Origin of the sequence: Galbibacter mesophilus, assembly GCF_023721415.1 — a bacterium.
GTDB classification, from domain to species: Bacteria; Bacteroidota; Bacteroidia; order Flavobacteriales; family Flavobacteriaceae; genus Galbibacter; species Galbibacter mesophilus.
Map to the genome: position 1 here is coordinate 628,795 of NZ_JAMQVC010000002.1, position 26,755 is coordinate 655,549.

The following is a 26,755-nucleotide window of genomic DNA, read 5'->3' on the forward strand; positions in this document are numbered from 1 at the left end:
TTAAACTTATTTCTGGTAAACAATCAACTTAAGAGTTTTACTAAATTTTGGAGTGTTAACCCGTACTAAATATGTTGCTGAAGACAGTTGAAATGGCACCGTTATTTTTGTATCTCTAGTGGTACTCTTCACCTCTTTTACAAGTTCTCCAGAAAGGGTATAAATTCCAATCTTCATATTTTTTAAATCTTCATCTGGTACATCTACCTTTACAGTAAAAGTTCTTCCTTTAAGCGTTGGGTTGGGGAAGAGGGAAATGTTATGAGAATATTTTAAATCGATATCAATATCACATGTTCGAAGAATTTCCCCTGATCTTGTAGTCATTACTGCGTAGTACTCCGCAGAAGTATCCAGAATGTCATTCACATTTTGTCCGGCAGAATAATATTGCTCAGTACCTACAAGTTGTCCATTTTTATACCATTCGTAAGAAACAAAATCATAACCACCATTGGTACCACTATTATTATTGATTAATAAAACGTTGTCAAATTTTTGAATGACAATATCAGAAAACTCAAAGCGTTTCTCAATAGTTATAGTGTAAGTTTTTGAATTGCTTTGGTCTTGAGAAGTAATTATAACTTCCTGAGTGTATATGCCTGGTCTAGGCGTATCGATAGTGAAATTATCGTTAGGTGAAACCGTTGCATTCTGTTCTGTTACTATAGAAACATCTACACTTTGTACATTGTTATTACAGTCTATTAAGTAGAATAAATCTTCTTGTGGATCTATATAGTTTTGATTGCCTATCGTTATAACATCAACAGGTTCAGGCTCATCCTCAATTTCAATAATAGCATCTTGTGTTTGTGTAGTGGCATTTCCACTTCCATCATTATAAACCCACGTGATCGTATATGTTCCGGCCGTATTATATATGAGAGGATCTGTGGTTGTAGCTGTGATAGAACCCGCACAATTATCGGTGGCTGTTGGCGGAGTAACAGAAAGAGGAATGCCAATGTTACCAGTAATATCAGGAAGCGTATTTACATCTGGAGAAGGAGCTTCTACATCGTTTACGGTGATGGTGAAACTACAACTGCTAGTGTTTCCACTTGAATCGGTAATGGTCCAAGTAATATTAGTTCCATTTGGAATTTGAGCCCCGTTTAATGTATTTAAGCCGTTAAAGTTGTTAATAACTGAAGACACAGTACAATTATCACTTAAAAGTGTAGGATCAAATTCGCTGCCAACTACGGTATAGAAACAATTTCCATTGTCAGCATTTCTACTTTGGTTACCTATACAATTAATAATTGGTGAACCATTTTCTTCAACAGTTACCGTCGCCGTTGCGGTAGAAGTATTTCCACTGGCATCGGTTACGGAAAGGGTAACGGTATTTGCCCCGATATTGGAACAATCAAAAGTATCGATGTCCAAGGTTCTGTTTGTAACACCACAGTTATCCGTACTGCCGTTATCAACTTGATCTGGGGTTATGGACACATTCCCGGATGCATCGAGCTGGACGGTGATGTTCTGTGCTGTTACGGTAGGAGGTACGTTATCTTCAACAGTTACCGTCGCCGTTGCAGTGGCAGTGTTTCCATTTGCATCGGTTACGGAAAGGGTAACGGTATTGGCCCCGATATTGGAACAGTCAAAAGTATCGATGTCCAAGGTTCTGTTGGCAACACTACAATTATCCGTACTGCCGTTATCAACTTGATCGGGAGTGATGGACACATTCCCGGATGCATCGAGCTGCACGGTAATATCCTGTGCGGTTACGGTAGGGGGTACGTTATCTTCTACGGTTACTGTCGCCGTTGCAGTGGCAGTGTTTCCATTTGCATCGGTTACGGAAAGGGTAACGGTATTGGCCCCGATATTGGAGCAATCAAAAGTAGCGATGTCCAAGGTTCGGTTGGCAACACTACAATTATCCGTACTGCCGTTATCAACTTGGTCCGGAGTTATGGACACATTCCCGGATGCATCGAGCTGGACGGTGATGTTCTGTGCTGTTACGGTAGGAGGTACGTTATCTTCAACAGTTACCGTCGCCGTTGCAGTGGCAGTGTTTCCATTTGCATCGGTTACGGAAAGGGTAACGGTATTGGCCCCGATATTGGAACAGTCAAAAGTATCGATGTCCAAGGTTCTGTTGGCAACACTACAATTATCCGTACTGCCGTTATCAACTTGATCGGGAGTGATGGATACATTCCCGGATGCATCGAGCTGCACGGTAATATCCTGTGCGGTTACGGTAGGGGGTACGTTATCTTCTACGGTTACTGTCGCCGTTGCAGTGGCAGTGTTTCCATTTGCATCGGTTACGGAAAGGGTAACGGTATTGGCCCCGATATTGGAGCAATCAAAAGTAGCGATGTCCAATGTTCGGTTGGCAACACTGCAATTATCCGTACTTCCGTTATCAACTTGATCTGGCGTTATGGACACATTCCCAGAGGCATCGAGCTGTACGGTGATGTCCTGCGTTGTTACGGTAGGAGGTACGTTATCTTCCACGGTTACTGTCGCCGTTGCAGTGGAGGTGTTTCCATTTGCATCGGTTACGGAAAGGGTAACGGTATTGGCCCCTATATTGGAACAGTCAAAAGTATCGATGTCCAAGGTTCGGTTGGCAACACTACAATTATCCGTACTGCCGTTATCAACTTGATCCGGGGTTATGGACACATTCCCAGAGGCATCGAGCTGCACGGTAATGTCCTGCGTTGTTGCGGTAGGGAGTACGCTATCTACAACAGTTACTGTTGCCGTTGCGGTAACCGTGTTTCCACTTGCGTCGGCTACGGTAAGCGTTACGGTATTGGCCCCGATATTGGAACAGTCAAAAGTATCGATGTCCAAGGTTCTGTTTGTAACACTGCAATTATCCGTACTGCCGTTATCAACTTGGTCCGGAGTTATGGACACATTCCCAGAGGCATCGAGCTGGACGGTGATGTCCTGTGCTGTTGCGGTAGGGAGAACGTTATCTTCTACGGCTACTGTCGCCGTTGTGGTGGCCGTGTTTCCACTTGCATCGGATACGGTAAGCGTTACGGTATTGTCCCCGATATTGGAGCAATCAAAAGTAGAAATGTCCAAAGTCCTGTTTACAATATTACAATTATCCGTGCTGCCGTTATCAACTTGATCTGGCGTTATGGAGACATTCCCGGAGGCATCGAGCTGCACGGTAATGTCCTGCGCTGTTGCGGTAGGGAGTAAGCTATCTGCAACAGTTACGGTGGCCGTTGCGGTGGCACTGTTTCCACTGGCATCGGTTACAGTAAGCGTTACGGTATTGTCCCCGATATTGGAACAGTCAAAAGTATTGATGTCCAAGGTTCTGTTTGCAATATTACAATCCGTACTGTTATCATCAACTTGATCTGGCGTTATGGACACATTCCCAGAGGCATCGAGCTGTACGGTAATGTCCTGAGTTATTACTATTGGAGCTTCCGTATCGAGATTTGTCACAAAAGTAAAAACTGCATCGTTAGCTAAAGTTACATTGTTAAAGCTTACTGTTTGAGCCGTAAGACTTGATGCGTCAATAATGTTTGCATTCGAAAGGTCTCCATCACCATCCGTATCAATGATCATTTTAAATTGATTAGCAGCGGTACCTCCAACAGTTATTCCAGAAATGTCAAACGTTAGGTCTATCGTGCCTATATCATTAGTATGTTGCACTTTCCATTCTCGAGGGATTCTTTGGGCACACGCATCGGTAAGCGTTGAAGGCAAATCGGTAGTAGTTATTTGCGGTGTTAACGCTGCGGCATCGTTACCAATTAATAAAAAGTCTAAATTATCTAAAGCACTTGGATTGGAAATAACAATATTTCCCAACCCGTTTTGGCCCGTTCCATCACCACTACCAGTGTTTATACTATTGGAAGTGTTTTGTAATAAACCACTGCTGATATCTTGCCCAATACCAAACACATCATTCCAATAAGTTGTATTATTCCAAAGGACATTTCCATCACTATCAATATAATTGCTTACGGAAGGATCTAATGTTATACCATATTTTATAGCTAAATAGGATTCAACTTCTAGACGATCCGCAGGCGGTAGTGTTGATGGGTATACTATAATTTCAGCTACCTCACCATCAAAAGGATGGAATCCATTTATATTACCATTGTTATTGGTTCCGCCAATAATTGGTGTCAAAGCGATACTATTAAAATCCGTAGTATTAAGTGTTAAGTTACCTTCCAACCCATTTAGCGTATAAGTTCCCGGACTTTCGCCGATATTCATATAAACAAGGGTATAATTGTTCGGATTTGGATTGTTGAAGCTTTTTATTTCATTCGTTGTTCCTGTTGAAGCACTAAGATTGTTGTTACCATCATAGCCAAACCAAGCGGGACCAAAATTGGTTCCAGCTACGCTACTTCCTAATAAGGTAGAAGTATTTGAATTACTACTCATTACAACGAATGCTGATTCACCCGTTATTTCGGTACTTCCTTCAATATAATTAGTGGGTAATACATCCGGATCATTCGTGTTATTGAAACTAACAGCACCATTGAAGTTAATTGCTGAGTCAATATAAGTTGGAGCCCCAGTAACTGTAAATAAATTAATTGCTGTTTGATCTGCCCAAGCCGTAACATTAGTTCCATTTCCTGTGTTACCAACACCAGCGTTCCCTTCTAACCATAGTACCTCGTTTGTAACGCCACCAGGAGAAGGTGCTTCAGTAACCAATATCATAGCTCTTTCACTATTACTTGGTATATCTATGCCTTTAAAAGTTATTATTTCACCTGTATAATTATCGGCTTGGTAGATAATCGGTTGTCCCGTTGTTACATCTCCATCCCCGTCGCTGTCTAAGATTAAGCGAAAATCGTCAGCAGTTGATCCTGTGACGTCAATATCATTAAGATCAAAAGACATTTCTACAGCGCCAACATCGCCTGTATGTTTTATAAACCATTCTCTTTCTAACCTTAAAACTCCAGCCAAATTTCCAGGTATTTCATTGGGTTTTTCGTTTAAGGGTGCGTTGTTATGACCAATAAGCATAAATTCTCCGTCGTCTAAGTCATCTGGATTACGAAGTACCAGGTTCCCACTTCCAGTTTGTCCTGTTCCATCACCAGAGCCTGTATTTATGCTGTTAGATTGGGTTTGGTTCAATCCAATTGTATCATCTTTTCCTATACCAAACACATCCTGATGGTAGGTGGCATTGGCAGTAGCGTTCCAAACAACAGTGCCATTGAAATCAATATAATCGCCTGCCTTATGTATGCCGTATTTGATGGCGAAATAGGACTCGACTTTGTTTTTATCGCTTGCACTTAAACTTATTGGGAATAGGATCACCTCTGCCACATCTCCCCTCATATGTCCCCAGCCATTGGTATCTAAATTATTATCTCCACCTCCTATCATTGGAGTGAAAACAATACTTCCGTAATCCCCTCCGTTTCCTGGTATCAAGCTCTGCGCCACTCCATTCAACCTACCCGTTGCAAAGGGAGATGCTGACAAACTCACATCAATGTTTACCAGGTTAAACTGGTTATCTAAACCAGGAGCAGAGAAGTGTGAATAGGTAAGATTTGAGCCATTTCCCACCCATGAAGTGTTACTTCCGGCACTGGCAAAAATTGCAGAACTGTAATTATTTACGGAATTGACTGAACCTATGAAATTTGAATTCGCGTTGGTATGCTTATACACCGCAAATCCATCTACATACTCGATACTGGTATTTCCCTCAAGTCTATTTGATGGAGTGGCAGTAATCGCATTGGTATTGTTGAACCGAACTGTTGGATTAAAGTTGATCTGTTCCTGTTCGTAATTAATTGTCCCAAATTTAGTAAAGGTATTTGTACCTGTTTGATCTGTCCAATTGTTTAAGCTTGTACCCGAACTGCTTACACCCGCATCTGCTTTCAGCCAAAGGTTTGAAGTTAAAACTAATGGCAATTTGGTAACGATGGTAAAATGGCTATTATTTGGAAGAGTTACACCATTAAAAGCAACAATATTATTGGAAAAAGAAGTTGCGTCTACAACAGTTGCTCCCGAAGTAAAGTCTCCATCCGCATCATCAATCAGTAATTTAAATTCAAAAACATTATTGCCAGTAACAGTAAGACCATTTATATCAAAAGTAAGGTCAACGGTACCTACATCTCTGGTATGCCTAACATGCCATTCTCTTCCTATTCGTTGTGCACCAGCCAAACTTGCAGGCACTTCCGTGGCTTGCTCTGTGAGTGCTCCATTATCATGGCCCGTAATTAAAAAGTCGCCATCATCCAAAGAAGAAGGGTTGCTGATAACAATATTTCCTTTCCCGGTTTGTCCGGTTCCGTCACCACTTCCCGTATTGATACTATTGGATTGAGTCTGTTCCAGTCCAGAGGTATCATCTTTACCAATGCCAAATATATCATTTGTAAATGAACTTGATACGTAAATCACTCCCCCTGATGAATTTAAGTAAATACTATTTCCAGCTGCATTTTTTATGGTGATTCCGTATTTAAGGGCTAGATAAGTTTCCACCCTTAACTTATCTTGGCTGGAAAGACTGGATGGGTATAAAATTACTTCAGCTACATCACCTTGAAATTGTGGCCAACCATTGGCATTTCCCGCATTATTCGTGCCACCAATCATAGGTGTAAATGAAAAAGAGTTAAATGCAATACCCGCAGTTCTAACGGTCTGATCTAACCTATTCACTGCAGCACTGGCAAACGGATGGGTGGTTAAACTTACATCAAAATAAACAATATTCGACTGGCTAAATGAAGTAGGGTTAGTAAAGGCATTATAGGCTGCGTTATTTCCATTGGCCACATAAGTATTTGTACTTCTTCCCCCAAAAATGGCCTTACCAAAATCCGCACCAGGATTAACACCACCTACAATTGTTCCGTATTCATCGACCCCTTTTTTATAAACAGCAAACCCAGATACAAAGTTTATCTCTGTGTCTCCATTTAGTCGATCTCCTGGCAATTGTGTAATTCCTTCTTGATTGTCAAAGCTTACGAAGGGATTAAAGTTGATGGCATTGGTTTGATAGCCTGGGGTACCGGTAACAGTAAAGGTATTGGTGCCCGTTTGGTCAACCCAGCCGCTTAGGTTGGCTCCGCTATTGGTAGTACCTGCATCGGCTTTAAGCCATAGGTTTGAGCTCAAAAACAAAGGGAGTTTTGTAATTATAGTAATGTAATTCGCATCTGGTAAGGTTACACCGCTAAACGTAACTACATTATTAGAAAAATTGTCTGCATCCACAACAGTAGCACCTGCACTGAAATCTCCATCAGCATCAATCAGTAATTTTATTTCAAAAGCAGTAGTACCAGTAACTGTCAACCCATTCATATCAACAGTAAGGTCAACGGTTCCTACATCTCCGGTATGCCTAACCAGCCATTCCCTACCTATTCGTTGTGCACCAGCCAAACTTGCCGGTACTTCTGTGGCTTGCTCTGTGAGTGCTCCATTATCATGGCCTAGCATCAAAAAGTCGCCATCTTCAAGAGAAGAAGGATTGCTCAATACGATGTTTCCTTTTCCGCTTTGGCCAGTCCCATCCCCAGAACCTGTATTAATACTATTAGAAGAACGTTGGTTTAAACTACTTCCATCATCTTGACCAATACCAAACACATCATTCCAATAAGTAGCGTTATTCCAGATAACAGTACTGTTGGAATCAATATAATTAGTAGTAGAGGGATTTAAGGATATACCATATTTAATAGCTAAATAAGATTCTATTTTATTTCGTTCTAAATCTGAATGTATAGCGGGATACATAATTAACTCTGCTATTTTTCCATTGAAATAATCCGGCTCTGATGGATCTTGAGAGCGACCAACAAATGGAAGATCCTCAAAATTTGAATAATTACCTGAACCCAGAATTGAAGAAGTAGCAAACTCTTGTCCATCTATAAATGATTTTTGACCGGTAGCAGGTGCATTCTCTACAATTTCAATATTAGCAAGACGGGCTTGTGTGGTTCCTAACGTATCCGCAGATTGAAAGTAATTGTTTCCATCATTATTCCCTGTACTCATGTTATCATTTTTAATAACATAACCTCTATTTGAACCGCCGGTAGCAGCACTTAAGACTGTTAGGTTACCACCAGCATCACGCTTAATAACGGCATAAACATTCTGAAATTTAATTGATGTATCACCCGCCAAATAATCTCCAGAACCATCAAAAGAGATTGCGTTATTAAAGTTTATAGAATCTATTCCTGTTTGTGGATCTCCTGATACTGTAAAAGTATTAGTTCCGCTTTGGTCAGTCCATCCAGTTAAGGTACCTGATGCGGGAGAGACTCCATCATCGGCTTTAAGCCATAAGTTACTTGAAGCAAAGAGTGAATTATTTGATACAGGTAAATCTGTTACAAAGGTAAAGTAGTTGCCATCTGGCAAGGTGACCGCATCAAAGGACACTACTCCCCCCGTAAGGGCTGTTGCATCCACCACAGTTGCCCCTGCACTGAAATCTCCATCAGCATCAATCAGTAATTTGATTTCAGAAGCAGTAGTACCAGTAACAGTAAGACCATTTATATCAAAAGTAAGGTCAACAGTACCTACATCACCTGTATGCCTAACCAGCCATTCTCTTTCGATTCGTTGTGAACCAGCCAAACTCGCCGGTACTTCATTACTTTGCTCTGTTAAAGCTCCATTATCATGGCCCGTAATTAAAAAGTCGCCATCACCCAAAGAAGAAGGGTTACCGAAAACAATATTTCCTAGACCACTTTGGCCAGTTCCATCAGCTGAGCCTGTATTGTTACTGTTGGATTGATTTTGGTTGAGACTGGATACATCGTCCCTTCCTATTCCAAATACATCATTCCAGTAGGTGGAATTATTCCAAAGGACTGCACCGACAGAATTGACATAATTGCCCACATTTTGGTCAAGAGTAATTCCATATTTTAATGCCAAATAACTTTCAAGTTTTGTTTGATCATTGGAGGCCAGACTATTCCCGTAAAAAGAAATCTCTGCAATTTCTCCAGGTAGTAATGATATTGGGTTTGAAGTAGCGGTTTCCGTATGGGCAATTTTAAAACTCCGTTGTGCATTTAGAGCCATACTAGTTGATTCTGTCCCAACTAGCGCACCATCTACATAAAACCTTAAGGAGGACCCATCATATTTGGACGTAAAGAGTTTCCATTCATTCGGGTTAACAAATCCCCCACTTATTTCAGTTAATGTTGAACCATTTGCTGTGAAAAAAAACCATTCTGCAGCGTTTATTTCCAAGGCATATCCAGCTATGGTGGGAGAGGTTAGATCAAGACTATTTATAATGTTGGCACTATTAGTCAATTGGTTAGCACTAACTACTGTACTTAGGGTAAAAGAAGGCGTATTTAAACTGGAAGCGTAGGGAATAGAAATCCTATCATTTACTCCATCAAAAACTATAGTTGGGTTAAAATTTGCCCGTTGGGAGGTGACCTGAGGATTCCCCGCAATGCTAGTTGTATGATTACTGGTCTGGTCTGTCCAAGTAGCCAAATTTCCTGTTGAGGGAATAACACCTGCATCAGCTTTCAACCACAAGTCGGCCCCAGAAACTCCCCCCGGACTGGCTGGTGGAGCTGGTGAAGTACCCGGATCAATAGTCGCAGACCCAGAAAGTGTGATGGTATAGTCCAAAGGATACGTAGGCCCAAAATCATCTTGATTAGTGAATCTAAGTCGAACTGCATTATTAGGAGAACCTTTTCCTACTTCGCTTTGCGATGAGACTTGAATGGTAGTACTGGCTGAAGGACCATCAAACCCCCAAAGATCCGTATTCTTGAAAGAATTACTTGGTGAACATGGGTCATTTCCATCTAAAAACTGAATACGCATATTCCCGAACATTGCCGGATCAGGATAGTCCACGGTAATTGTGATGTCACCAGTTGAACTTGGCGTTATTACCCAAAAATCTATGTCAGTGCCGCTTTCGAATGCTCCTGTAAAGGTTCCATACCCTCCAATTACCTTGGCAGTAGAGCAATCATCATTGGGTTCTGTTTCGGCTGTTTGGGCAAAACTCCCCAACGAAACCAAAAACAGCATCAAGCCAAACAAAGCGCTTTTTAAAAATCCTTTTTTAGCGTTATAAAAGGGTAAACTTATTTTCATTACTATATGGTTAAAATATTGAAAACCGAATTTTTAGATCACCCCTGTTGTTTCTTATAATTACTTCAAAACGCCGTAAGGTAGACTAAAACAAATTAACTGCAATTTAACATTTTATCTTTTATGCATGTGGGTTTTTATGGTTAAAAGTGTAAGAATTTTTCTAAATATAATTCGATGTTTAGGATAATTAAGTTGGTAGAGGTCAGTTTTTAATTATGTATTTAAACAGGATAAGTATGGCGATATTCAATAGGTATATCTTATGCGCAACCTCTATTCCGCCCACGAATCCAATTTGGGAGAACTGTAATTTGATTAGGATGGCTGGAGTCCATATAAAACGAATAATTTAACATATAACACTTAAAAGACACCTTTCTTTTAGTTGATGTATAAATTATATTCTATATTTAACATTTTTAAAACCGAATAAAACCATAGTTTTTTTAAATTCAATGATTATAAACAATAAAACATAGAATTTATGAAACTTCAAAATGAAACAGGGCATGCCATTAATGTGGCGAATTTCCAATTATTAATGGAACAGGTAGCGGTTTACGAAAACTACAATCCGCCAATTGAAAGTTTAATATTGGAAAATCTTCGGGAACTGTATAACAAAGCACGCATTGTTCTTACCGAACTGGAGCAGAAACGTACCGACAATAAAAAAGCCATTCATAACCGACAGGAAGTTTTTGAAAATCTAAAGCCATTAACCACCCGTATTATTAACCATTTAGAAATTTTGAACTTAAATGAAGGAACCCTTCAGCAAGCAAAATCCTTACGAAATCAAATTCAGGGTTCAAATTACGCCAAGCCCAAAAAAGAGACTAGGGAAGGAGAGGACGTGAAAACCATATCAACCTCTCGACAATCGTACAATCAATTGGCAGAAAACTTTTCCATTTTGGTGCAATTACTAAAAACCATTCCCAATTACAACCCTAACACAGCAGATCTAACTTTAGTGAGCTTAGACCAATACGTTGCAGATTTAACTTCCAGCACACAGCAGGTAAATACATCAGAGGCCAGCTTTAATACTTTGCTAATAGAAAGGGATAACTTGCTCTATGCAGAAGATACAGGACTCTATGATACGGCACTATCCGTAAAGAAATACGTAAAAAGCGTCTACGGCGCCACCTCCCCAGAGTATGACAAAGTGAGTAGGGTGGAGTTCGTAAATTTCGCAGCAAAGTAAACCCCATTAAGATATCTCCATTAGTTCAAAACCATTTAAAAGTAAAGTTCTTGTTCAATTTGATCTGATATATTCCAATTCTTTAATTGCGATATAGAGAACTTTACTTTCTTTTCTAAAATAGCATTTTAAAAATCCCAGAATGCCAAAAAATCTCTAAGCCTTACTATTTTATATTCTTGTCAGGGAAGTTTATATTCTTTTGAGGGAACTGTATATTCTTGTCAGGGAAGTTTACATTCTTTCGAGGGAACTGTATATTCTCGTCAGGGAAGTTTATATTCTTTTGAGGGAACTGTATATTCTCGTCAGGGAAGTTTATATTCTTTCGATGGAACTATATATTCTTGTCATGGAAATTTATATTCTTTCGAGGGAACTGTATATTCTTTCGAAGGAACTATACATTCTTGTCATGGAAATTTATATTCTTCCGAGGGAACTATATATTCTTCTCAGGGAAGTTTATATTCTTTCGGGGAAACTGTATATTCTTGTCAGGGAAATTTACATTCTTTCGAGGGAACTGTATATTCTCGTCAGGGAAGTTAATATTCTTCCGAAGGAACTGTATATTCTTGTCAGGGAAGTTTATATTCTTTTGAGGGAACTGTATATTCTTTCGAAGGAACTATACATTCTTGTCATGGAAATTTATATTCTTCCGAGGGAACTATATATTCTTCTCAGGGAAGTTTATATTCTTTCGGGGAAACTGTATATTCTTGTCAGGGAAATTTACATTCTTTCGAGGGAACTGTATATTCTCGTCAGGGAAATTTATATTCTTCCGAGGGAACTGTATATTCTTGTCAGGGAAATTTATATTCTTCCGAGGGAACTGTATATTCTTGTCAGGGAAGTTTATATTCTTCCGAAGGAATTATATATTCTTGCCATGGAAGTTTATATTCTTCCGAAGGAACTGTATAATTTCCACATTGCACACAATTAGAATGAAAATCATTTGAATAGCACCGGGTAAAGTTAAAAATCGTTTTAAACTCCCAATACTATTGAAGCATCAATGCCAAGTTTTACGCTTATATCCCTTGCTACTTTTAAAGTTGGTTCGCTTTTTCCGTTAAGATACTCGCTAACTCTAGAGGTACTTACTCCTAAAAGCTCAGACAAACGCTTTTGGTTTAATCCCATTTCTACCATTCTTAGTTTAATAACGTCTACAAGAGAGGGTTTGTTTACAGGGTAATAGCGTTCTTCGTAATCTGCAACAAGATCCGTTAAGAGATTGAGTTCTATATAACCTTTGGTATCTTTGTTTTCTATATTTTCCGAATTTTGTAACAATTCTTCCACGCGTTCAACAATGGCGTTATACTCTTTTTCTGTTTGTATCATGGCTAAACGTTTTTAATGTCTTTAATTTTATCATATTCAGCATGAGTGCCTATAAACCTTATGTAAACTTTTTTGGCATTAAAAGAAATAATAGCTACCAACCGGTAATCATTTCCTTTTATATTGAAAACAAAACGATGATTTCCAACATAATCAACGCTATTAAAATCCTTCCTTAATTCATTGATGTTTTCCCATTCCTTCACCTTTACGTTATGATACCATAAGTTTAAGGGGGTTTCACTATCTGCGTGTATCTCTATAAACTCTTTAATTCTTTTATAAGTAACTATACGCATGGTTTAAACATAAGTTATCACACATCAAAGATACTTTGAAATTTTGATTTACAAAATAAAATTTTGAATTATAAAATAAATTTAAGAATTGAACTTTGTAACAAGATATTTGTAAGTACTTTATCTAAAACCTATCACCTAACCCCCAAAAAACCTACTTCCCCATACAATATGTAACTTTCCTTGCATATAGAGTGAAAAGAGGGTGTAAAGTGTAAAAAAGATGTACTATTTTTTTTGTTATTGGTAGGATGTTCTTAATGAATGTTTAGCTTATTCAAGCCACTTAATTAAAATTTACTAGAGGGATTTTTTTTGGTCGCAAAAGCTCTATAAATCTTAACAATCTTATTGTCTATTTTAAATACTAATACAAAGGGGTATTTTTTTAAAGTAACTTGCCTAAAGTCTTTGTAAACAATTTGAAATAAAAAAGGATCTCTTTCTAAATAAGAAATAGAATTCTCTATTTGATGCAAAAAGTTATCCGCTATTTTTGAGGAGATTTTGTTATACCAATCATAAGAATCTGCGATATCAGATTTCGCATCTTCCTCAAATACAACCGTATACTTATGCATTCCTATTTTTTACATAAGATTTAACTTCGTCCCAACCAACAAAGTTGGCATCTCCGTTTAACTCCTTTTTTGTAGCATTATCGAGCGCTTTCTTTTGAGACAGAGTAAGTGAGTGTTCAGAAGAATTGAACCAATCTTCAGGAAGTAATTTAAATAACTTAATTTTTTCCTGTAGAGATAAGTTTTGGAATGCCTCAGCTAATTGTTCAACTGTTATGTTTGGAATACTTGCCATAAGACAAATTTAATAATAAAATTCAAAAGTAATTTACTGGATCCTACTAGGTTTAAAGGCGGAGCGATACTTTTTCCTTGTAACATGAACCTTATAAAGTACGGTTAAAATAATTTTGGCCCGAAAAACCTACTTCCCGATGCAGAAATTAGCAAAAATGTTTCCTAATAAATCATCTGTGGTAATTTCTCCCGTGATTTCACCAAAATGATATAACGCTTGGCGGATGTCAATTGCCAGTAGGTCACTGGAAATACCGGCCGCCATTCCGTCTTGAACCCTGTCAATTTCTTGCATGGCTTTCAGTAAGGAATCGTAGTGGCGGGAGTTGGTAATAATGGTTTCATTATTACGCAGGGCACCCGTATTTACAAAGTTGAGTAAGATGTTCTTTAATTCCTCAACACCCACACCTGTTTTAGCGGCAAGCAATAGGTGCTTTGTCTTTTCGTTATCAGCGCTAATTTCCTGTAATTCAGCACTTATAAAGTCCGTTACCTCACTTTTTACTTTATCTGTTTTATTTGCGATAATTACCAGTGGTTTTTGCGGAAAACGGTTTCTTATCTTTTCCAATTCTATTCGTATTTCCTTAAAAGTGTCTCTGTTTTCAGCCAATTTTTGACTGTCAATTAAGTACACTACCACCTGGGCTTGTTCAATTTTTTCAAAGGTCTTTTTAATACCAATACTCTCCACCACATCTTTGGTTTCCCGTATCCCTGCGGTATCAATAAACCGGAAACCGATTCCCCCGATACTTAGTTCATCTTCAATAGTATCGCGTGTGGTTCCTGCAATGTCGCTAACAATGGCGCGTTCTTCATTTAAAAGTGCATTGAGTAGGGTAGACTTACCCACATTGGGTTCTCCCACAATAGCTACAGGAATACCGTTTTTCAATACATTACCCACGGCAAAAGAATCAATAAGTCTTTTTAATACTAATTGAATACGGTTTAGCAGTTCCTTAAAAGCACTGCGATCGGCAAATTCCACATCCTCTTCAGCAAAGTCTAGTTCCAGTTCGATGAGGGATGCGAAATTGAGTAATTCCTCCCGAAGCTTTTTTATTTCATTACTGAAGCCTCCACGCATTTGTTGCATGGCTATTTGATGGCTCGCTTCGTTATCGGAGGCAATGAGGTCTGCCACAGCTTCAGCCTGACTCAAATCTAATTTTCCGTTAAGGAAGGCACGCAGGGTAAATTCCCCGGCATCCGCCATGCGGCAACCATTCCGAAGAAATAATTGTAATATTTCCTGCTGAATAAAAGGTGAGCCGTGGCACGAGATTTCCACTACATTTTCTCCTGTATAAGAATTGGGGCCTTTAAAAAGGGATACCAACACTTCATCCAACAGTTTTTCGTTTTCCACAATATGCCCCAAATGAATGGTATGCGATTTCTGCTTAGACAGAACCTTGCCGCTAACTGATTTAAAAAAGGGTTCTGCAACAGCAAAGGCTTCTTTACCGGAAATCCTTAAAACAGCAATCGCTCCCGCACCCGAGGGGGTAGCTAAAGCAATAATAGTATCTTGGGTATTCATACGTAGAAATTTTGATGCAAAAGTACAAATAGTATACGAAGTGAGAGGCTTTACAAATCCTTTTAATTTGCTTAACAATGCAAGTTAAACCTTGTTAAAAACTATTTATTTTTTATCATTCTTTGTACATTTAAGCTATAATCATAAAACAAAATATAAATAATGAACTATTTAAATTTAGATAAAGGTAAAACAGAAAGTACTGTAAAAGAGTTAAATGTTTTATTGGCAGATTATCATTTATACTACCAAAAACTTAGAAATTTTCACTGGAACATCTTCGGAAAGAATTTTTTCGATTTACACGAGAAGTTTGAAGAGCTTTACGATGATGCTAAATTGAAGATTGATGAAATCGCAGAACGTATTCTTACATTGCGTCACATGCCTGTGAGTAATCTATCGGATTATTTGAAGAATTCTAACGTAAAAGAATCTAAAAGCGACATCACCGATACAGAAATGATTGAAGCGCTGTTGGAAGACCACGGAACCATTTTAAAGCAAATGCGTAAGGTAGTCGAGACCGCCGATAAAGGTGGCGACGAAGGTACTATCGATTTAATTGGTGCTTATATTAGAGAGTTAGAGAAAACTTCATGGATGCTGGATGCTTGGAGAATGAAAACAAATGATACTTTGAAGAAGTAATTGAAATAATACCTTATGGATCAACTAAAAGATCAGTTATCTGAAGCATGGGGTAAAATGATAAAAGAGTTAGGTTCATGGCTAGATGCAATAGTCGTGAACCTTCCTAATTTATTGTTGGCCATCATTGTATTTGTCGGCGCCTTCTTTTTATCCGGCTATATTAATACTCTGGTGTATCGCGTCCTGGGGCGTACCTCTATGCAGAGCAGTGTTAAGCGAATACTAGCCAAAATTGTTTCCGTAGTGGTAGTCCTTGCCGGACTATTCATTGCTTTGGGTATTCTTAATTTAAGCAAACTTCTGACCTCTTTATTGGCTGGTGCTGGGGTAGTTGGTTTGGCTATTGGTTTAGCGTTACAAGGAACCTTAGCCAATACTTTTTCCGGAATTGTTCTTTCCTTTGTTAAATATGTACAAATAGGAGATTGGGTTAAAAGCAATGGCTATAGAGGCCGCGTAGTTGATATCGACTTGCGTATGGTAACTATCAGGCAACCTGACAATAATATGGTATTTCTTCCCAACAGAATGGTTGTGGAAAACCCATTGGAAAATTTTTCCACCAATCCAACCGCTAAAGTTTTTCTTTCCTGTGGAGTAGGGTATAGCTCTGATTTGGATTTGGTTGAAGAAACCGTTTTAACCACGTTGAAAAGCAATTTCGATACCATAAAATCGGATGATGACCTAATCTTTTACTATACTGAATTTGCAGACAGTTCCATCAATTTTGAGGTACGTTTTACCGTAAATTCTGAAAGTAATTTGGAGCTTTTAAAAGCAAAAGGACAAGCTATTGTAGCTATTAAGAAAGCCTTTGATAAGAAAGGAATTAATATTCCGTTCCCAATTCGAACTATCGATTTTACTAATAAGTTAACGATGGAGAGAAGTAATGGAGCACAAGAAAATCAAAGCGAAACCGAAGAATAATCGGGATGGGGTGTAACAATTTCCAGTTTGGGTCAGTAAAAAAGAAACCGTCATAAATAAACTTATTGTGTGACTGCCTGTTCTATGGTAATTAATATTCCAAAAGCATAATTTTTTCGCAACACTAAAGTTCTGCAACAAATTGCAGGGTTTAAATACCATTTCTTTGACCGATTAACAAGCAAAAGCAATCCTACACTATTACTGTTGGTCAACAATAATAGATTTATTTTTTAGATTCTATTTGTTTGAAAATCAAAAATTAAGTTGTAAGTTTGCACTCCTTTTTAGCATACCCAAGAGGGAAAAGGGTTGAAAATCAATTTTTTATACAAACATCTTCTGTATTTAAATAATGTGAACCTCTTGATTTAAATCAGAATACAAATTTATTATCAGCACATGGCTGAAACTAAAGAAGCACAAGTAGCTGAAGCAAAGGCTGCAGAAGCTAAAAACGAACAAAAAGAAACAGTTTCTCAGGAAGAGTTTCTTCAGAATTTCAACTGGCACAATTACGAAGAAGGAATTGACCAAGTTGAAGACGAAAAATTAAAAGAGTTCGAAAACTTAGTTGAAGAAAACTTTGTTGACACGGCAGATGAAGAGGTAGTTGAAGGAACTGTTGTTCACTTAACAGACAGAGAAGCAATTATCGATATCAATGCGAAGTCGGAAGGTGTTATTTCTTTAAACGAGTTTCGATACAACCCAAACTTAAAAGTTGGGGATAAAGTAGAAGTTTTAATTGATGTTCGCGAAGACAAGTCTGGACAATTAGTATTGTCTCACCGTAAAGCGAGAACTATTAAAGCTTGGGATAGGGTAAATGCAGCTCACGATAAAGGAGAGATTGTAAACGGTTTTGTTAAGTGCAGAACTAAAGGTGGTATGATCGTTGACGTATTCGGTATCGAAGCGTTCTTGCCAGGATCTCAAATTGATGTGAAGCCTATCCGTGATTACGATGCGTATGTAGGTAAAACAATGGAATTCAAAGTGGTTAAAATTAACCATGAGTTCAAAAACGTTGTTGTTTCCCACAAAGCACTTATCGAAGCAGATATCGAAGAGCAGAAAAAAGAAATCATCGGGCAGCTTGAAAAAGGTCAAGTTCTTGAAGGAACCGTTAAGAACATTACTTCTTACGGGGTATTCATCGACCTTGGTGGCGTAGATGGTCTTATCCACATTACAGATCTTTCTTGGTCTCGTATCAACCACCCGAATGAGGTTGTTGAATTAGATCAGAAATTGAATGTGGTAATCCTTGACTTCGATGATAACAAGTCTAGAATTCAATTAGGTCTTAAACAATTACAGAAACACCCATGGGAAGCTCTTGGTGATGAAGTAAAAGTTGGTGATAAAGTTAAAGGTAAAGTAGTTGTTATTGCAGATTACGGTGCGTTTATCGAAGTTGCTGATGGTGTTGAAGGATTGATCCACGTTTCTGAAATGTCTTGGTCTACGCACTTACGTTCGGCTCAAGATTTCGTAAATGTTGGAGACGAAGTAGAAGCAGTAGTGCTTACTTTAGATCGTGAAGACCGTAAAATGTCTCTTGGTATCAAGCAATTGACACCAGATCCATGGACAGATATTACTTCTAAGTATCCTGTAGGTTCTAAGCACACAGGAATCGTTCGTAACTTTACTAACTTCGGTGTATTTGTTGAATTAGAAGAAGGAATTGACGGATTGATTTATATCTCTGATCTTTCTTGGACTAAGAAAATCAAGCACCCATCTGAATTTGTAAACGTTGGTGACAAACTAGAAGTTGAAGTTCTTGAATTGGATGTTGAAGGACGTAAATTAAGTCTTGGTCACAAACAAACTACTGAAAACCCTTGGGATAAGTACGAAGCAGAATTTGCTGAAGGAACTGTTCACAAAGCGGAAATCGGAGAGATTGTAGACAAAGGTGCTACTATCGACTTTAACGAAGATATCGTAGCATTTGTACCTTCTCGTCACTTAGAAAAAGAAGATGGTAAGAAGTTGAAAAAAGGAGAATCTGCTGAATTTAAAATCATTGAGTTCAACAAAGAATTCAAGAGAGTAGTAGCTTCTCACACAGCTATCTTCAAAGAAGAAGAAGAGAAAAATGTTAAAGCCGCTGCAAAACGTAGCAACCAAGCTGAGAAAACAACACTTGGTGATGCTAACGCAGAGCTTCAAGCATTGAAAGATAAAATGGAAGGGAAGTCTTAATTAGATTCCAATTCATTTAAAATTATAAAAACCACGCCTCGAGCGTGGTTTTTTTATGCTATAAATTTATATTTTTAACTTGCCGGCAATCATCAACCAAACACCAAACCAATGAAATCTATTTTTGTTTACTTATGGTTCTTTATTTTCTTGTTTTTCACCACAAATCAAACCAAAGCGCAAACACTCCAGTATAAAAATCCACTAATAGAAAATGCATTTATTGCAGATCCATTTGTTTTACATTACGAAGGAACCTATTATTTGTATGGAACTACAGCTTCAAATGAGGGTTTTAAATATTGGATTTCTAACAACTTAGTTGATTGGCAAGAAAAAGGTTTTGCCTTTAAAAAGAAAGAAGAAGGGTGGGGTCAAAAGAACTTTTGGGCACCTGAAGTTATTCAATATCAAGATAGGTTCTATATGTTTTATAGTGCAAAAGGGGAAACCGTTAACGGAGAAGGCATGCGCATTTGTGTGGCCGTTGCTGCCGAACCATCAGGGCCTTTCGAAGAAATGCATGCGCCGTTGTTCGATTATAATTTTTCGTGTATTGATGCCCATGTTTTTGTAGATGAAGGAAAACCTTATTTATATTATGAAAAAGTGGGTGCTGTTGGAAAACACTGGGAAGGTAAAGGCTATCTCTGGGGAATGATTTACGGAGTTCCTTTAGCTGAAAACCTTTCAGGCCCCATAGCAGAACCAACGTTGTGTCTTTATCCTAGTCAGGATTGGGAAGGGATTAACAGCATGAAAGCTCGCTCGAACGAAGGAATGACCGTTTTTAAAAGAAATGGAATTTATTATATGATGTATTCTGGTAATCACTATGCTGATCCTAATTATGGAGTTGGATATGCAACTTCAGATGCTCCTTTGGGTATGTGGCAGAAATTCCCGAAAAATCCTATTTTAAAGAACAACTTGAAAAAAGGCATTTCGGGTCCGGGACACAATAGCGTATTGAAAATCCCCAATTCAAAAAACTGGCTGATTTTTTATCACTCCCATGCTAATCCGGATAAGCCATCTGCAAATCGGGTGGTAAACATGGATGAATTGACATTCGATGAAAACGGATTCATAAATAGCATCCATTCTACTAAAGCAAAAAGGGTTATAAAAATTTCTTCAGAATAAATGCCGATCTCTCTTTATTTAATGTTTTAAGTCTGATTTTTAGGTAAGAAATTACGGCGAATTTTAAATAATTTTCTATTTTTAAAGAAAATAGCCAATAAATGAAATTTCTTTTAATATGATTACTCGAATAAAAGAACTGCTTTCCAATAGAATAAGAATTATTGGGTTTGCAATATTTTTGACAGGGATAGTGCTTAACTATATTTTCGAAAATCAAAGTAGTGGATATTATGAGTATGTACTCATGGGATTGGGACTTGGATTAATGATCCTTGGGAAAGAAGTTAAATTCAAATCAAACTAAATGAGTACGCTTAAAATAAACTATAATCCAAAAATATTGAAACGAGACCTGTATTTAGGGGTTGCGTGGGAAATTTTGGCCATTGCTACATTGTTTTTAGCTAAAGGAAATTATTGGCTTTTATCTGTAAACCTAATACTTGCCACACTTTATCATGGACGTTTTGTATACAGAAATATGAAACCTTATTTGTTGATTGAAAACGGAGTCCTTACTAAAAACTCTTTTCCTAAAAAATCAATGAAACTTTGCGATATAACAAGAATTAAAAAGTTTGGAGAAGATTTTGAACTGGAAACTTCAGAAGAAAAAATCAAAATTAATGCGGCTTTAATTGCACCGGTTTCGCTAAAAGTGCTGAACGAATTTTTGGGAGGAATTGAATTAGCACCTAATCTAACACCATTTTCCAAAAAATAACTTCCATTATTCCTTTTAATTTCATATTTTAATAAGTAGGTAACAACCAATACTATAAGTTATGAAATTAGGAGCATTTTCAGTTAGTTTAAGCGTCGAAAATCTTAGCGTTTCCAAAAAGTTTTATGAGAATTTAGGATTTTCTGTTTTTGGTGGTTCCATGTCGCAAAACTACCTTATTATGAAAAATAAGGATTGTTTAATTGGTTTGTTTCAAGGAATGTTTCAGGGAAACATTTTAACCTTCAATCCTGGTTGGGATTCGAATGCCCAAAAACTGAAAGAATTTGATGATATAAGAACCATTCAGCAAGAAATAAAAGCTAACGGCGTCAAAATCGATAAAGAAATAGATGAAGACTCCACAGGACCTGCCAGTTTTACCATATCCGACCCCGATGGAAATGTAATTCTGTTTGATCAACATATCTAAATTAATATTAAGCGTATAATAAACTTCAGGAATCGTTTTAATTGGAAAACTTTTATATATTTAACTTCTTATTAATCAGCAACTAACCAATTAGAATGAAGACCTTAGCAAGAAGAAGTATTTGGGTGCTATTTGCATTTATGTGCATTGGCATTGGGCTCTATCCAATAATTTATTTTTTAATCGATGGTAATTTTGGCTTGTTACTCAACAAAACTCCAGAATTACTAGCTGATCAAATATGGAATATTGCGTTTTACGGACATATAACTCTTGGAGGTCTTGCATCGCTTATTGGATGGATGCAATTCAGTTCGAAACTTCGAAGAAGAAATATTAAATTACATAGAAACATCGGTAAAATATACATTTTTGCAGTTTTAATAAGCGGAACTTGCGGCGCATATATTGCACAATTTGCAACGGGAGGAATAAGCAATAGTATTGGTTTTACCTTAAGCGGTTTGGTTTGGTTAAGTACAACAGCTTTGGCCTATAACGCGATTGTTAAAGGAAAAATTAGAGAGCATCAGAACTTTATGATATATAGCTACGCAGTTTGTTTTTCCGCCGTAACATTACGTATTTGGCTACCGGCGTTAACCGCAATTTTGGGAGAATTTCGTCTTGCTTATCTTATTGTAGGCTGGTTGAGTTGGGTACCAAATTTGGTTGTTGCTTACTTTATAATAAAAAAGATACATCCCAAACCATATCCTCAGCAAATTTAGGCTTTACGATAGTTTAATTCTTAGTCTAAAGCAGATTTGTAAGTCTTTAAACAACGTTCCCGAGCTTCTTTATGATCTACCATTCTATCAGGGTAGGTGAGCTCGTTGTAATCTTCTACCCAGCGTGTAATGTATTTTAAATCTTCATCGAACTTTTTTATTTGGGTAGTCGGATTAAAAATTCTAAAGTAAGGCGCGGCGTCTACGCCACTTCCGGCAGCCCATTGCCAGTTACCTACATTGCTAGACATTTCGTAGTCCAGTAGTTTTTCAGCAAAATAGGCCTCTCCCCAGCGCCAATCGACCAACAAATGTTTGGTTAAAAAACTGGCAACAATCATACGCACACGGTTATGCATGTATCCAGTTTTATTTAATTGCCTCATCCCAGCATCTACAAATGGATAACCTGTTTCCCCCTTACACCACTTTTCGAATTCCTTTTCATTGTTTCGCCATTCAATTCGGTCGTATTTTTCCCGAAAGGCATTGTTCACGGTTTCTGGAAAATGCCAAAGTATTTGCATGAAAAATTCGCGCCATATCAGTTCGTTCCAAAAAGTTTCTTCTTTGGCTTCTACCGCTTTTTTAAGTATTTTTCGGTAGCCTACCGTACCAAAACGCAAGTGTACACTCAGGTTTGAAGTTCCATGCTGGGCAGGATAATTCCTAGTGTCTTTATAATTTTCTAAGGTAGTTGGTGTTACATCGTAATCTTTTACTTCAATTTTTGATTTTTCGAATCCGATATCGGATAAACTCAACTGTGGTAAGCGAGTGTTTTTAACCAAATTGTCAAGATACTGACTCGTATAGTGAATTGTAAGCTCCTTTTTACTGAAATTTTCTTTCCATTTCTTCATATAAGGGGTGTACACCACATAAGGGTCGCCATCATCTTTCACCACTTCATCTTTTTCAAAAAATACTTGGTCTTTAAACGTTTTGAATGAGATTCCTTCCGAATTCAATAAATCCGAAATTTCCTCATCCCTCTTTTTGGCGTAAGGTTCGTAATCATGATTGGTATAAACTTCCTGAATGTCGTAATCCGAAAGGAGCATTTTAAATACACTTTTCGGATTGTCATGAAAGAGTGCTAAGGAGCTATTGTGTTCTTTTTGAAGGACATCCCGCATTTCCTGTAGCTTTTTATGAATGAAAGTCACTCGTGCATCGTCCTTAGGCAACCCATCCAAAATCTGTTTATCAAAAATAAATATGGGCATCACAGGAAATTCCCCTTTCAGGGCTTCTAGAAAACCAACATTATCATCTAATCTTAAATCCCTGCGGAACCAAAAAATGGAAATTTTATCCTTCATTGTATTTTTTGTTTATCAGAACACTAAAATAATTAAACAAAACAAGCATCGTGCAACTAATGATGCTTTTAAGATTTCGTTAACAACTTGAATGTGCTTTATGCGTAAATTCGTAGGACTAATAACTAATTTAAAATAATCAAAAAAAATGAAAAAGCTTTTATTAACCGTTTGCTTGGTGTTAACTGGCGTAGCTTTGCAGGCCCAAGTTACTACCCCGCAACCGAGTCCGAAATCTACGTTGCAACAACAAGTAGGTTTAACAGATGTAACTGTTGAGTATTCCAGACCATCCATGCGTGGAAGGGAAGTTTTCGGGAATTTAGTTCCTTTTGGTGAAATATGGAGAACAGGAGCCAACCAAAACACCATGATAACTTTTAGTGATGATGTAACTATTGGCGGAACAAAGGTTGAAAAAGGTACCTACGCTTTGTTTACCAAACCTAATGAAAAAAACTGGGAAGTATATTTTTATACTGATACCAACAATTGGGGAAATCCTCAAAAATGGGACGACAGCAAAGTAGCTGCAAAAGTTTCCGCAGAAACTTATGAACTTCCTTTTGACGTAGAAACTTTCACTATTGATATCGATAACTTAACCAACAACGGAGCTGCTATAGGTATTGTTTGGGAAAATACTTACGTAAGTGTTCCATTTGAAGTTCCTACGCAAGAAAAAGCTATAGCTAGTATTGAAAAAGTAATGAACGGTCCTCAAGCTGGAGATTACTATTCCGCAGCCGTTTATTATTTACAGGAAGAAAAGGAATTGAAGCAAGCAGAGGAGTGGATTGATAAAGCTATTTCTTCCCAAAAACAAGCCCCTTTTTGGATGCTTCGTCAAAAATCTTTAATTCAAGCTGCACAAGGAAATAAAAAAGGCGCCATAGAAACCGCTAAAAAATCATTAGCTGCAGCGGAAAAAGCTGGAAATAAAGATTACGTAAAGCTTAACCAAGACTCATTAGCAGAATGGGGAGCTAAGTAAAAGATATATTAATTTCTTTAGGCTGTCTTACCTAATTTTTATAGGCTAAGACAGCCTTATTTTATATTAAATTTCTGTGGACTTGGGATTGGGACCGTATTCGTTCGTTTTATTTTCACTATCAGTAGCTAATAATACAAATAGCCAAATACCTCCAATAATAGGAATAAGTCCCACTAACATCATCCATCCACTTTTACCAATGTCATGCAAGCGTCTTACGGCAACTGCAATTCCAGGAATTAATACAATAAGTCCATAGACAATGTAAATAGGGCCGTAGCCTATACCTTCAAAAGCAAGTCCTGTAACATTGTCTAATACACCTGCAATTAAAGCAAAAATAAGATTGAAAAGAGCGAACATCCAATATTCTTTTCTTCTTGCTCTTCCATTAAAATCCGCGTAGTGATTTTTTAAAACTTTTAAATACCAATTCATATTATTATTTTAGGTTCCTACTCATTTGGCTTTTCGGTTACGCCCTGTTTGTATGGTGTCGAGACTCCATTTTAAGGTGTAAATATATAGAAAAAAAGCGTTATTTCCCTAAAACAATTTACTCAACATTTTCACATATTTTAATTTTCCAGCATACGGAGCATATTTAAGTGGAACATCTAGCCAAGTACCTCGGCGAACAACAGCTTTTTTATGGGAAAATACATCGAAAGTGAGTTGTCCGTGGTAAGCGCCAATTCCGCTGTTTCCAACCCCACCAAATGGTAATTTTTTATTTATAAAATGTACAACTGTATCGTTTATCGTGCCGCCACCGTAAGAATTCTCGTTCATGATGCGATTGGCGAAATGTTTGCGTTTCGAAAAAACATAAAGTGATAACGGCTTTTCGAACCGGGAAATAATCGGTTCAATTTCATTCTCATTTTTATAACTGAGAATTGGTAGAATCGGACCAAAAATTTCGTCTTTCATAACTTCGCTTTTCAGACTAGGTTCATCAATGAGGGTGGGGGCAATAAAAAGCTCGCTTTCCACAGTTTCACCTCCAAAAAGCACAGACTGACCATTCAACAAGTTCTTTAGGCGATTAAAATGGTCTTTATTTACAATTCTTGGAAAATCAGGTGAATCTTTAGGGGTATTGGTGTAAGCGTTTACAATCTCATCCTTTAAAGCAACTATTAATTTTTGTTTTATATTTTCAGCAACCAAGAGGTAATCCGGAGCTATACAAGTTTGTCCGCCATTCAAAAATTTCCCCCAAACAACCCTTTTTGCAGCTTGGTTAATATCTGCGGTTTCATCAACAATACAAGGATTTTTACCTCCTAACTCCAAGGTTACGGGCGTAATGTGTTTTGCAGCAGCCTGATAAACAATTTTTCCCACTTTCGGACTACCGGTAAAGAAAATGTAATTCCATTGTTGTTCCAGTAATTGTTCTGAAACCTCTTTACCTCCTTGTACAACAGCAACATGGTTTTTGGGAAAAACTTCTGAAATAATTTCATCAATAATAGTAGCCGTATTTGGGGTGAGTTCCGAAGGTTTCACCACGGCAGTATTTCCAGCGGCTATGGCGCCAATGAGTGGGGATAGCGCAAGTTGAAAAGGATAGTTCCATGGAGCAATAATTAGAACTGTCCCATAAGGTTCTTTAATGATTTTAGCAGATGATGGAAAATTCACAAGGGAGGCGGACACACTTCTTGTTCTTGCCCATGAATTTATTTTCTTGATGGTGTTATCCAATTCTGTAATAATATATTGCGTTTCTGTGAGTAATGATTCAAATTCACACTTTTTAAAATCGGCAAAAAGCGCATCACAAATATTTTTTTCGCGTTTTTCAATCACCGCTTTCAATTTTTTTAAGGCAGCTTTTCTGTTGTTAATATCCCTTGTTTTGCCAGCATTGAAATACGTTTTTTGGTTATTAATGAGTTCTGTTATAGATGTGTCCATGATTTTTATTCTAAAAAAAGTTTTTTCAAGTTATAAATTATATTTAATATTGCAGTGATGAAAATATCACCGTATAAAATATTAGAACAAGCGAATACAATTACAGTAATCATTTCTGTCATTACTTTGGTAATTATTTTACTGAAGTAAAAGGAAGTGTTTATATTTAAAATATAGTAAGCCTTCCTTTAAAACGGAAGGCTTTTTTTATGGAATGAAAATAGCAAACAAAAATATTATTATTATCAGCATTGTCAT

The 26,755-nt window shown here is 37.5% G+C and carries 19 protein-coding genes; 10 read left to right on the forward strand and 9 right to left on the reverse strand.

Annotation, left to right across the window (positions count from 1 at the left end; genetic code table 11):
* Positions 1–6 precede the first annotated feature (6 nt).
* Positions 7–10,164 (reverse strand): HYR domain-containing protein, encoded by a 10,158-nt coding sequence (locus tag NDQ75_RS09540; RefSeq protein WP_202027248.1) that lies wholly within the window; start codon positions 10,162–10,164, stop codon positions 7–9.
* 487 nt (positions 10,165–10,651) lie between these two features.
* On the opposite strand from NDQ75_RS09540, the gene NDQ75_RS09545 reads away from it, so the two are divergent.
* Complete coding sequence (locus NDQ75_RS09545) at positions 10,652–11,380, forward strand: hypothetical protein (RefSeq protein ID WP_202027249.1); 729 nt, start codon at positions 10,652–10,654, stop codon at positions 11,378–11,380.
* Positions 11,381–11,582: 202 nt separating this feature from the next.
* Positions 11,583–12,335: a hypothetical protein gene (locus NDQ75_RS09550; RefSeq protein WP_202027250.1), complete on the forward strand. Its 753-nt coding sequence runs from the start codon at positions 11,583–11,585 to the stop codon at positions 12,333–12,335.
* Positions 12,336–12,379: 44 nt separating this feature from the next.
* Here the strand turns inward: NDQ75_RS09550 and NDQ75_RS09555 are convergent, their stop codons facing one another.
* From NDQ75_RS09555 to mnmE, 5 genes are all read right to left on the reverse strand, one after another.
* On the reverse strand, positions 12,380–12,739 hold the full coding sequence (locus tag NDQ75_RS09555) for a helix-turn-helix domain-containing protein (RefSeq protein WP_202027251.1): 360 nt from the start codon (positions 12,737–12,739) through the stop codon (positions 12,380–12,382).
* Between the two features lie 2 nt (positions 12,740–12,741).
* Positions 12,742–13,038: a type II toxin-antitoxin system HigB family toxin gene (locus tag NDQ75_RS09560; RefSeq protein WP_202027252.1), complete on the reverse strand. Its 297-nt coding sequence runs from the start codon at positions 13,036–13,038 to the stop codon at positions 12,742–12,744.
* A gap of 290 nt (positions 13,039–13,328) precedes the next feature.
* Positions 13,329–13,619, reverse strand: coding sequence for a type II toxin-antitoxin system RelE/ParE family toxin (locus tag NDQ75_RS09565; protein ID WP_202027253.1), 291 nt, complete (start codon positions 13,617–13,619; stop codon positions 13,329–13,331).
* Complete coding sequence (locus NDQ75_RS09570; RefSeq protein WP_202027254.1) at positions 13,612–13,854, reverse strand: hypothetical protein; 243 nt, start codon at positions 13,852–13,854, stop codon at positions 13,612–13,614. The genes NDQ75_RS09565 and NDQ75_RS09570 overlap by 8 nt, the downstream gene beginning before the upstream one ends.
* Positions 13,855–13,983: 129 nt before the next feature.
* The gene (mnmE, locus tag NDQ75_RS09575; RefSeq protein WP_202027255.1) at positions 13,984–15,408 is read right to left on the reverse strand and encodes a tRNA uridine-5-carboxymethylaminomethyl(34) synthesis GTPase MnmE; all 1,425 of its coding nucleotides are present in this window, start codon (positions 15,406–15,408) and stop codon (positions 13,984–13,986) included.
* Between the two features lie 162 nt (positions 15,409–15,570).
* On the opposite strand from mnmE, the gene NDQ75_RS09580 reads away from it, so the two are divergent.
* The 7 genes from NDQ75_RS09580 to NDQ75_RS09610 all read left to right on the forward strand — a co-directional run bounded on the left by NDQ75_RS09580 (position 15,571) and on the right by NDQ75_RS09610 (position 22,249).
* Positions 15,571–16,059, forward strand: a complete 489-nt coding sequence (locus tag NDQ75_RS09580; protein ID WP_202027256.1) for a Dps family protein — start codon at positions 15,571–15,573, stop codon at positions 16,057–16,059.
* A gap of 15 nt (positions 16,060–16,074) precedes the next feature.
* A complete protein-coding gene (locus NDQ75_RS09585; protein WP_202027257.1) occupies positions 16,075–16,995 on the forward strand; it encodes a mechanosensitive ion channel family protein in 921 nt (306 codons plus the stop codon).
* A 402-nt stretch (positions 16,996–17,397) separates the two neighbouring features.
* Complete coding sequence (gene rpsA / locus NDQ75_RS09590; protein ID WP_202027258.1) at positions 17,398–19,212, forward strand: 30S ribosomal protein S1; 1,815 nt, start codon at positions 17,398–17,400, stop codon at positions 19,210–19,212.
* Positions 19,213–19,323: 111 nt separating this feature from the next.
* On the forward strand, positions 19,324–20,358 hold the full coding sequence (locus NDQ75_RS09595; RefSeq protein ID WP_202027259.1) for a glycoside hydrolase family 43 protein: 1,035 nt from the start codon (positions 19,324–19,326) through the stop codon (positions 20,356–20,358).
* Positions 20,359–20,665: 307 nt separating this feature from the next.
* On the forward strand, positions 20,666–21,085 hold the full coding sequence (locus tag NDQ75_RS09600) for a hypothetical protein (protein WP_202027260.1): 420 nt from the start codon (positions 20,666–20,668) through the stop codon (positions 21,083–21,085).
* A gap of 61 nt (positions 21,086–21,146) precedes the next feature.
* Positions 21,147–21,518, forward strand: a complete 372-nt coding sequence (locus tag NDQ75_RS09605; RefSeq protein ID WP_202027261.1) for a VOC family protein — start codon at positions 21,147–21,149, stop codon at positions 21,516–21,518.
* Between the two features lie 95 nt (positions 21,519–21,613).
* On the forward strand, positions 21,614–22,249 hold the full coding sequence (locus tag NDQ75_RS09610) for a DUF2306 domain-containing protein (protein WP_202027262.1): 636 nt from the start codon (positions 21,614–21,616) through the stop codon (positions 22,247–22,249).
* Positions 22,250–22,269: 20 nt separating this feature from the next.
* Here the strand turns inward: NDQ75_RS09610 and NDQ75_RS09615 are convergent, their stop codons facing one another.
* Positions 22,270–23,574 carry a cryptochrome/photolyase family protein gene (locus NDQ75_RS09615; RefSeq protein WP_202027263.1) on the reverse strand — a complete coding sequence of 435 codons (1,305 nt, stop codon included), beginning with the start codon at positions 23,572–23,574 and terminating at the stop codon, positions 22,270–22,272.
* 148 nt (positions 23,575–23,722) lie between these two features.
* Between NDQ75_RS09615 and NDQ75_RS09620 the strand changes: the two genes are divergently transcribed.
* Positions 23,723–24,568, forward strand: a complete 846-nt coding sequence (locus tag NDQ75_RS09620; RefSeq protein WP_202027264.1) for a DUF2911 domain-containing protein — start codon at positions 23,723–23,725, stop codon at positions 24,566–24,568.
* Positions 24,569–24,634: 66 nt separating this feature from the next.
* Here NDQ75_RS09620 and NDQ75_RS09625 read toward each other — a convergent pair whose 3' ends face one another.
* Complete coding sequence (locus NDQ75_RS09625; protein ID WP_202027265.1) at positions 24,635–25,009, reverse strand: DUF805 domain-containing protein; 375 nt, start codon at positions 25,007–25,009, stop codon at positions 24,635–24,637.
* Positions 25,010–25,117: 108 nt separating this feature from the next.
* Positions 25,118–26,497, reverse strand: a complete 1,380-nt coding sequence (locus NDQ75_RS09630) for an aldehyde dehydrogenase (RefSeq protein ID WP_202027266.1) — start codon at positions 26,495–26,497, stop codon at positions 25,118–25,120.
* Positions 26,498–26,755 lie beyond the last annotated feature (258 nt).

What these genes read in the sequence shown, in the direction of transcription:
- NDQ75_RS09570 (WP_202027254.1), bottom strand. Translation starts at nt 13,854, where the DNA reads ATGGCAAGTATTCCAAACATAACAGTTGAACAATTAGCTGAGGCATTC.
- NDQ75_RS09630 (WP_202027266.1), bottom strand. Translation starts at nt 26,497, where the DNA reads ATGGACACATCTATAACAGAACTCATTAATAACCAAAAAACGTATTTC.
- mnmE (WP_202027255.1), bottom strand. Translation starts at nt 15,408, where the DNA reads ATGAATACCCAAGATACTATTATTGCTTTAGCTACCCCCTCGGGTGCG.
- NDQ75_RS09610 (WP_202027262.1), top strand. Translation starts at nt 21,614, where the DNA reads ATGAAGACCTTAGCAAGAAGAAGTATTTGGGTGCTATTTGCATTTATG.
- NDQ75_RS09545 (WP_202027249.1), top strand. Translation starts at nt 10,652, where the DNA reads ATGAAACTTCAAAATGAAACAGGGCATGCCATTAATGTGGCGAATTTC.
- NDQ75_RS09580 (WP_202027256.1), top strand. Translation starts at nt 15,571, where the DNA reads ATGAACTATTTAAATTTAGATAAAGGTAAAACAGAAAGTACTGTAAAA.
- NDQ75_RS09615 (WP_202027263.1), bottom strand. Translation starts at nt 23,574, where the DNA reads ATGAAGGATAAAATTTCCATTTTTTGGTTCCGCAGGGATTTAAGATTA.
- NDQ75_RS09585 (WP_202027257.1), top strand. Translation starts at nt 16,075, where the DNA reads ATGGATCAACTAAAAGATCAGTTATCTGAAGCATGGGGTAAAATGATA.
- rpsA (WP_202027258.1), top strand. Translation starts at nt 17,398, where the DNA reads ATGGCTGAAACTAAAGAAGCACAAGTAGCTGAAGCAAAGGCTGCAGAA.
- NDQ75_RS09620 (WP_202027264.1), top strand. Translation starts at nt 23,723, where the DNA reads ATGAAAAAGCTTTTATTAACCGTTTGCTTGGTGTTAACTGGCGTAGCT.
- NDQ75_RS09600 (WP_202027260.1), top strand. Translation starts at nt 20,666, where the DNA reads ATGAGTACGCTTAAAATAAACTATAATCCAAAAATATTGAAACGAGAC.
- NDQ75_RS09560 (WP_202027252.1), bottom strand. Translation starts at nt 13,038, where the DNA reads ATGCGTATAGTTACTTATAAAAGAATTAAAGAGTTTATAGAGATACAC.
- NDQ75_RS09605 (WP_202027261.1), top strand. Translation starts at nt 21,147, where the DNA reads ATGAAATTAGGAGCATTTTCAGTTAGTTTAAGCGTCGAAAATCTTAGC.
- NDQ75_RS09565 (WP_202027253.1), bottom strand. Translation starts at nt 13,619, where the DNA reads ATGCATAAGTATACGGTTGTATTTGAGGAAGATGCGAAATCTGATATC.
- NDQ75_RS09540 (WP_202027248.1), bottom strand. Translation starts at nt 10,164, where the DNA reads ATGAAAATAAGTTTACCCTTTTATAACGCTAAAAAAGGATTTTTAAAA.
- NDQ75_RS09555 (WP_202027251.1), bottom strand. Translation starts at nt 12,739, where the DNA reads ATGATACAAACAGAAAAAGAGTATAACGCCATTGTTGAACGCGTGGAA.
- NDQ75_RS09625 (WP_202027265.1), bottom strand. Translation starts at nt 25,009, where the DNA reads ATGAATTGGTATTTAAAAGTTTTAAAAAATCACTACGCGGATTTTAAT.
- NDQ75_RS09595 (WP_202027259.1), top strand. Translation starts at nt 19,324, where the DNA reads ATGAAATCTATTTTTGTTTACTTATGGTTCTTTATTTTCTTGTTTTTC.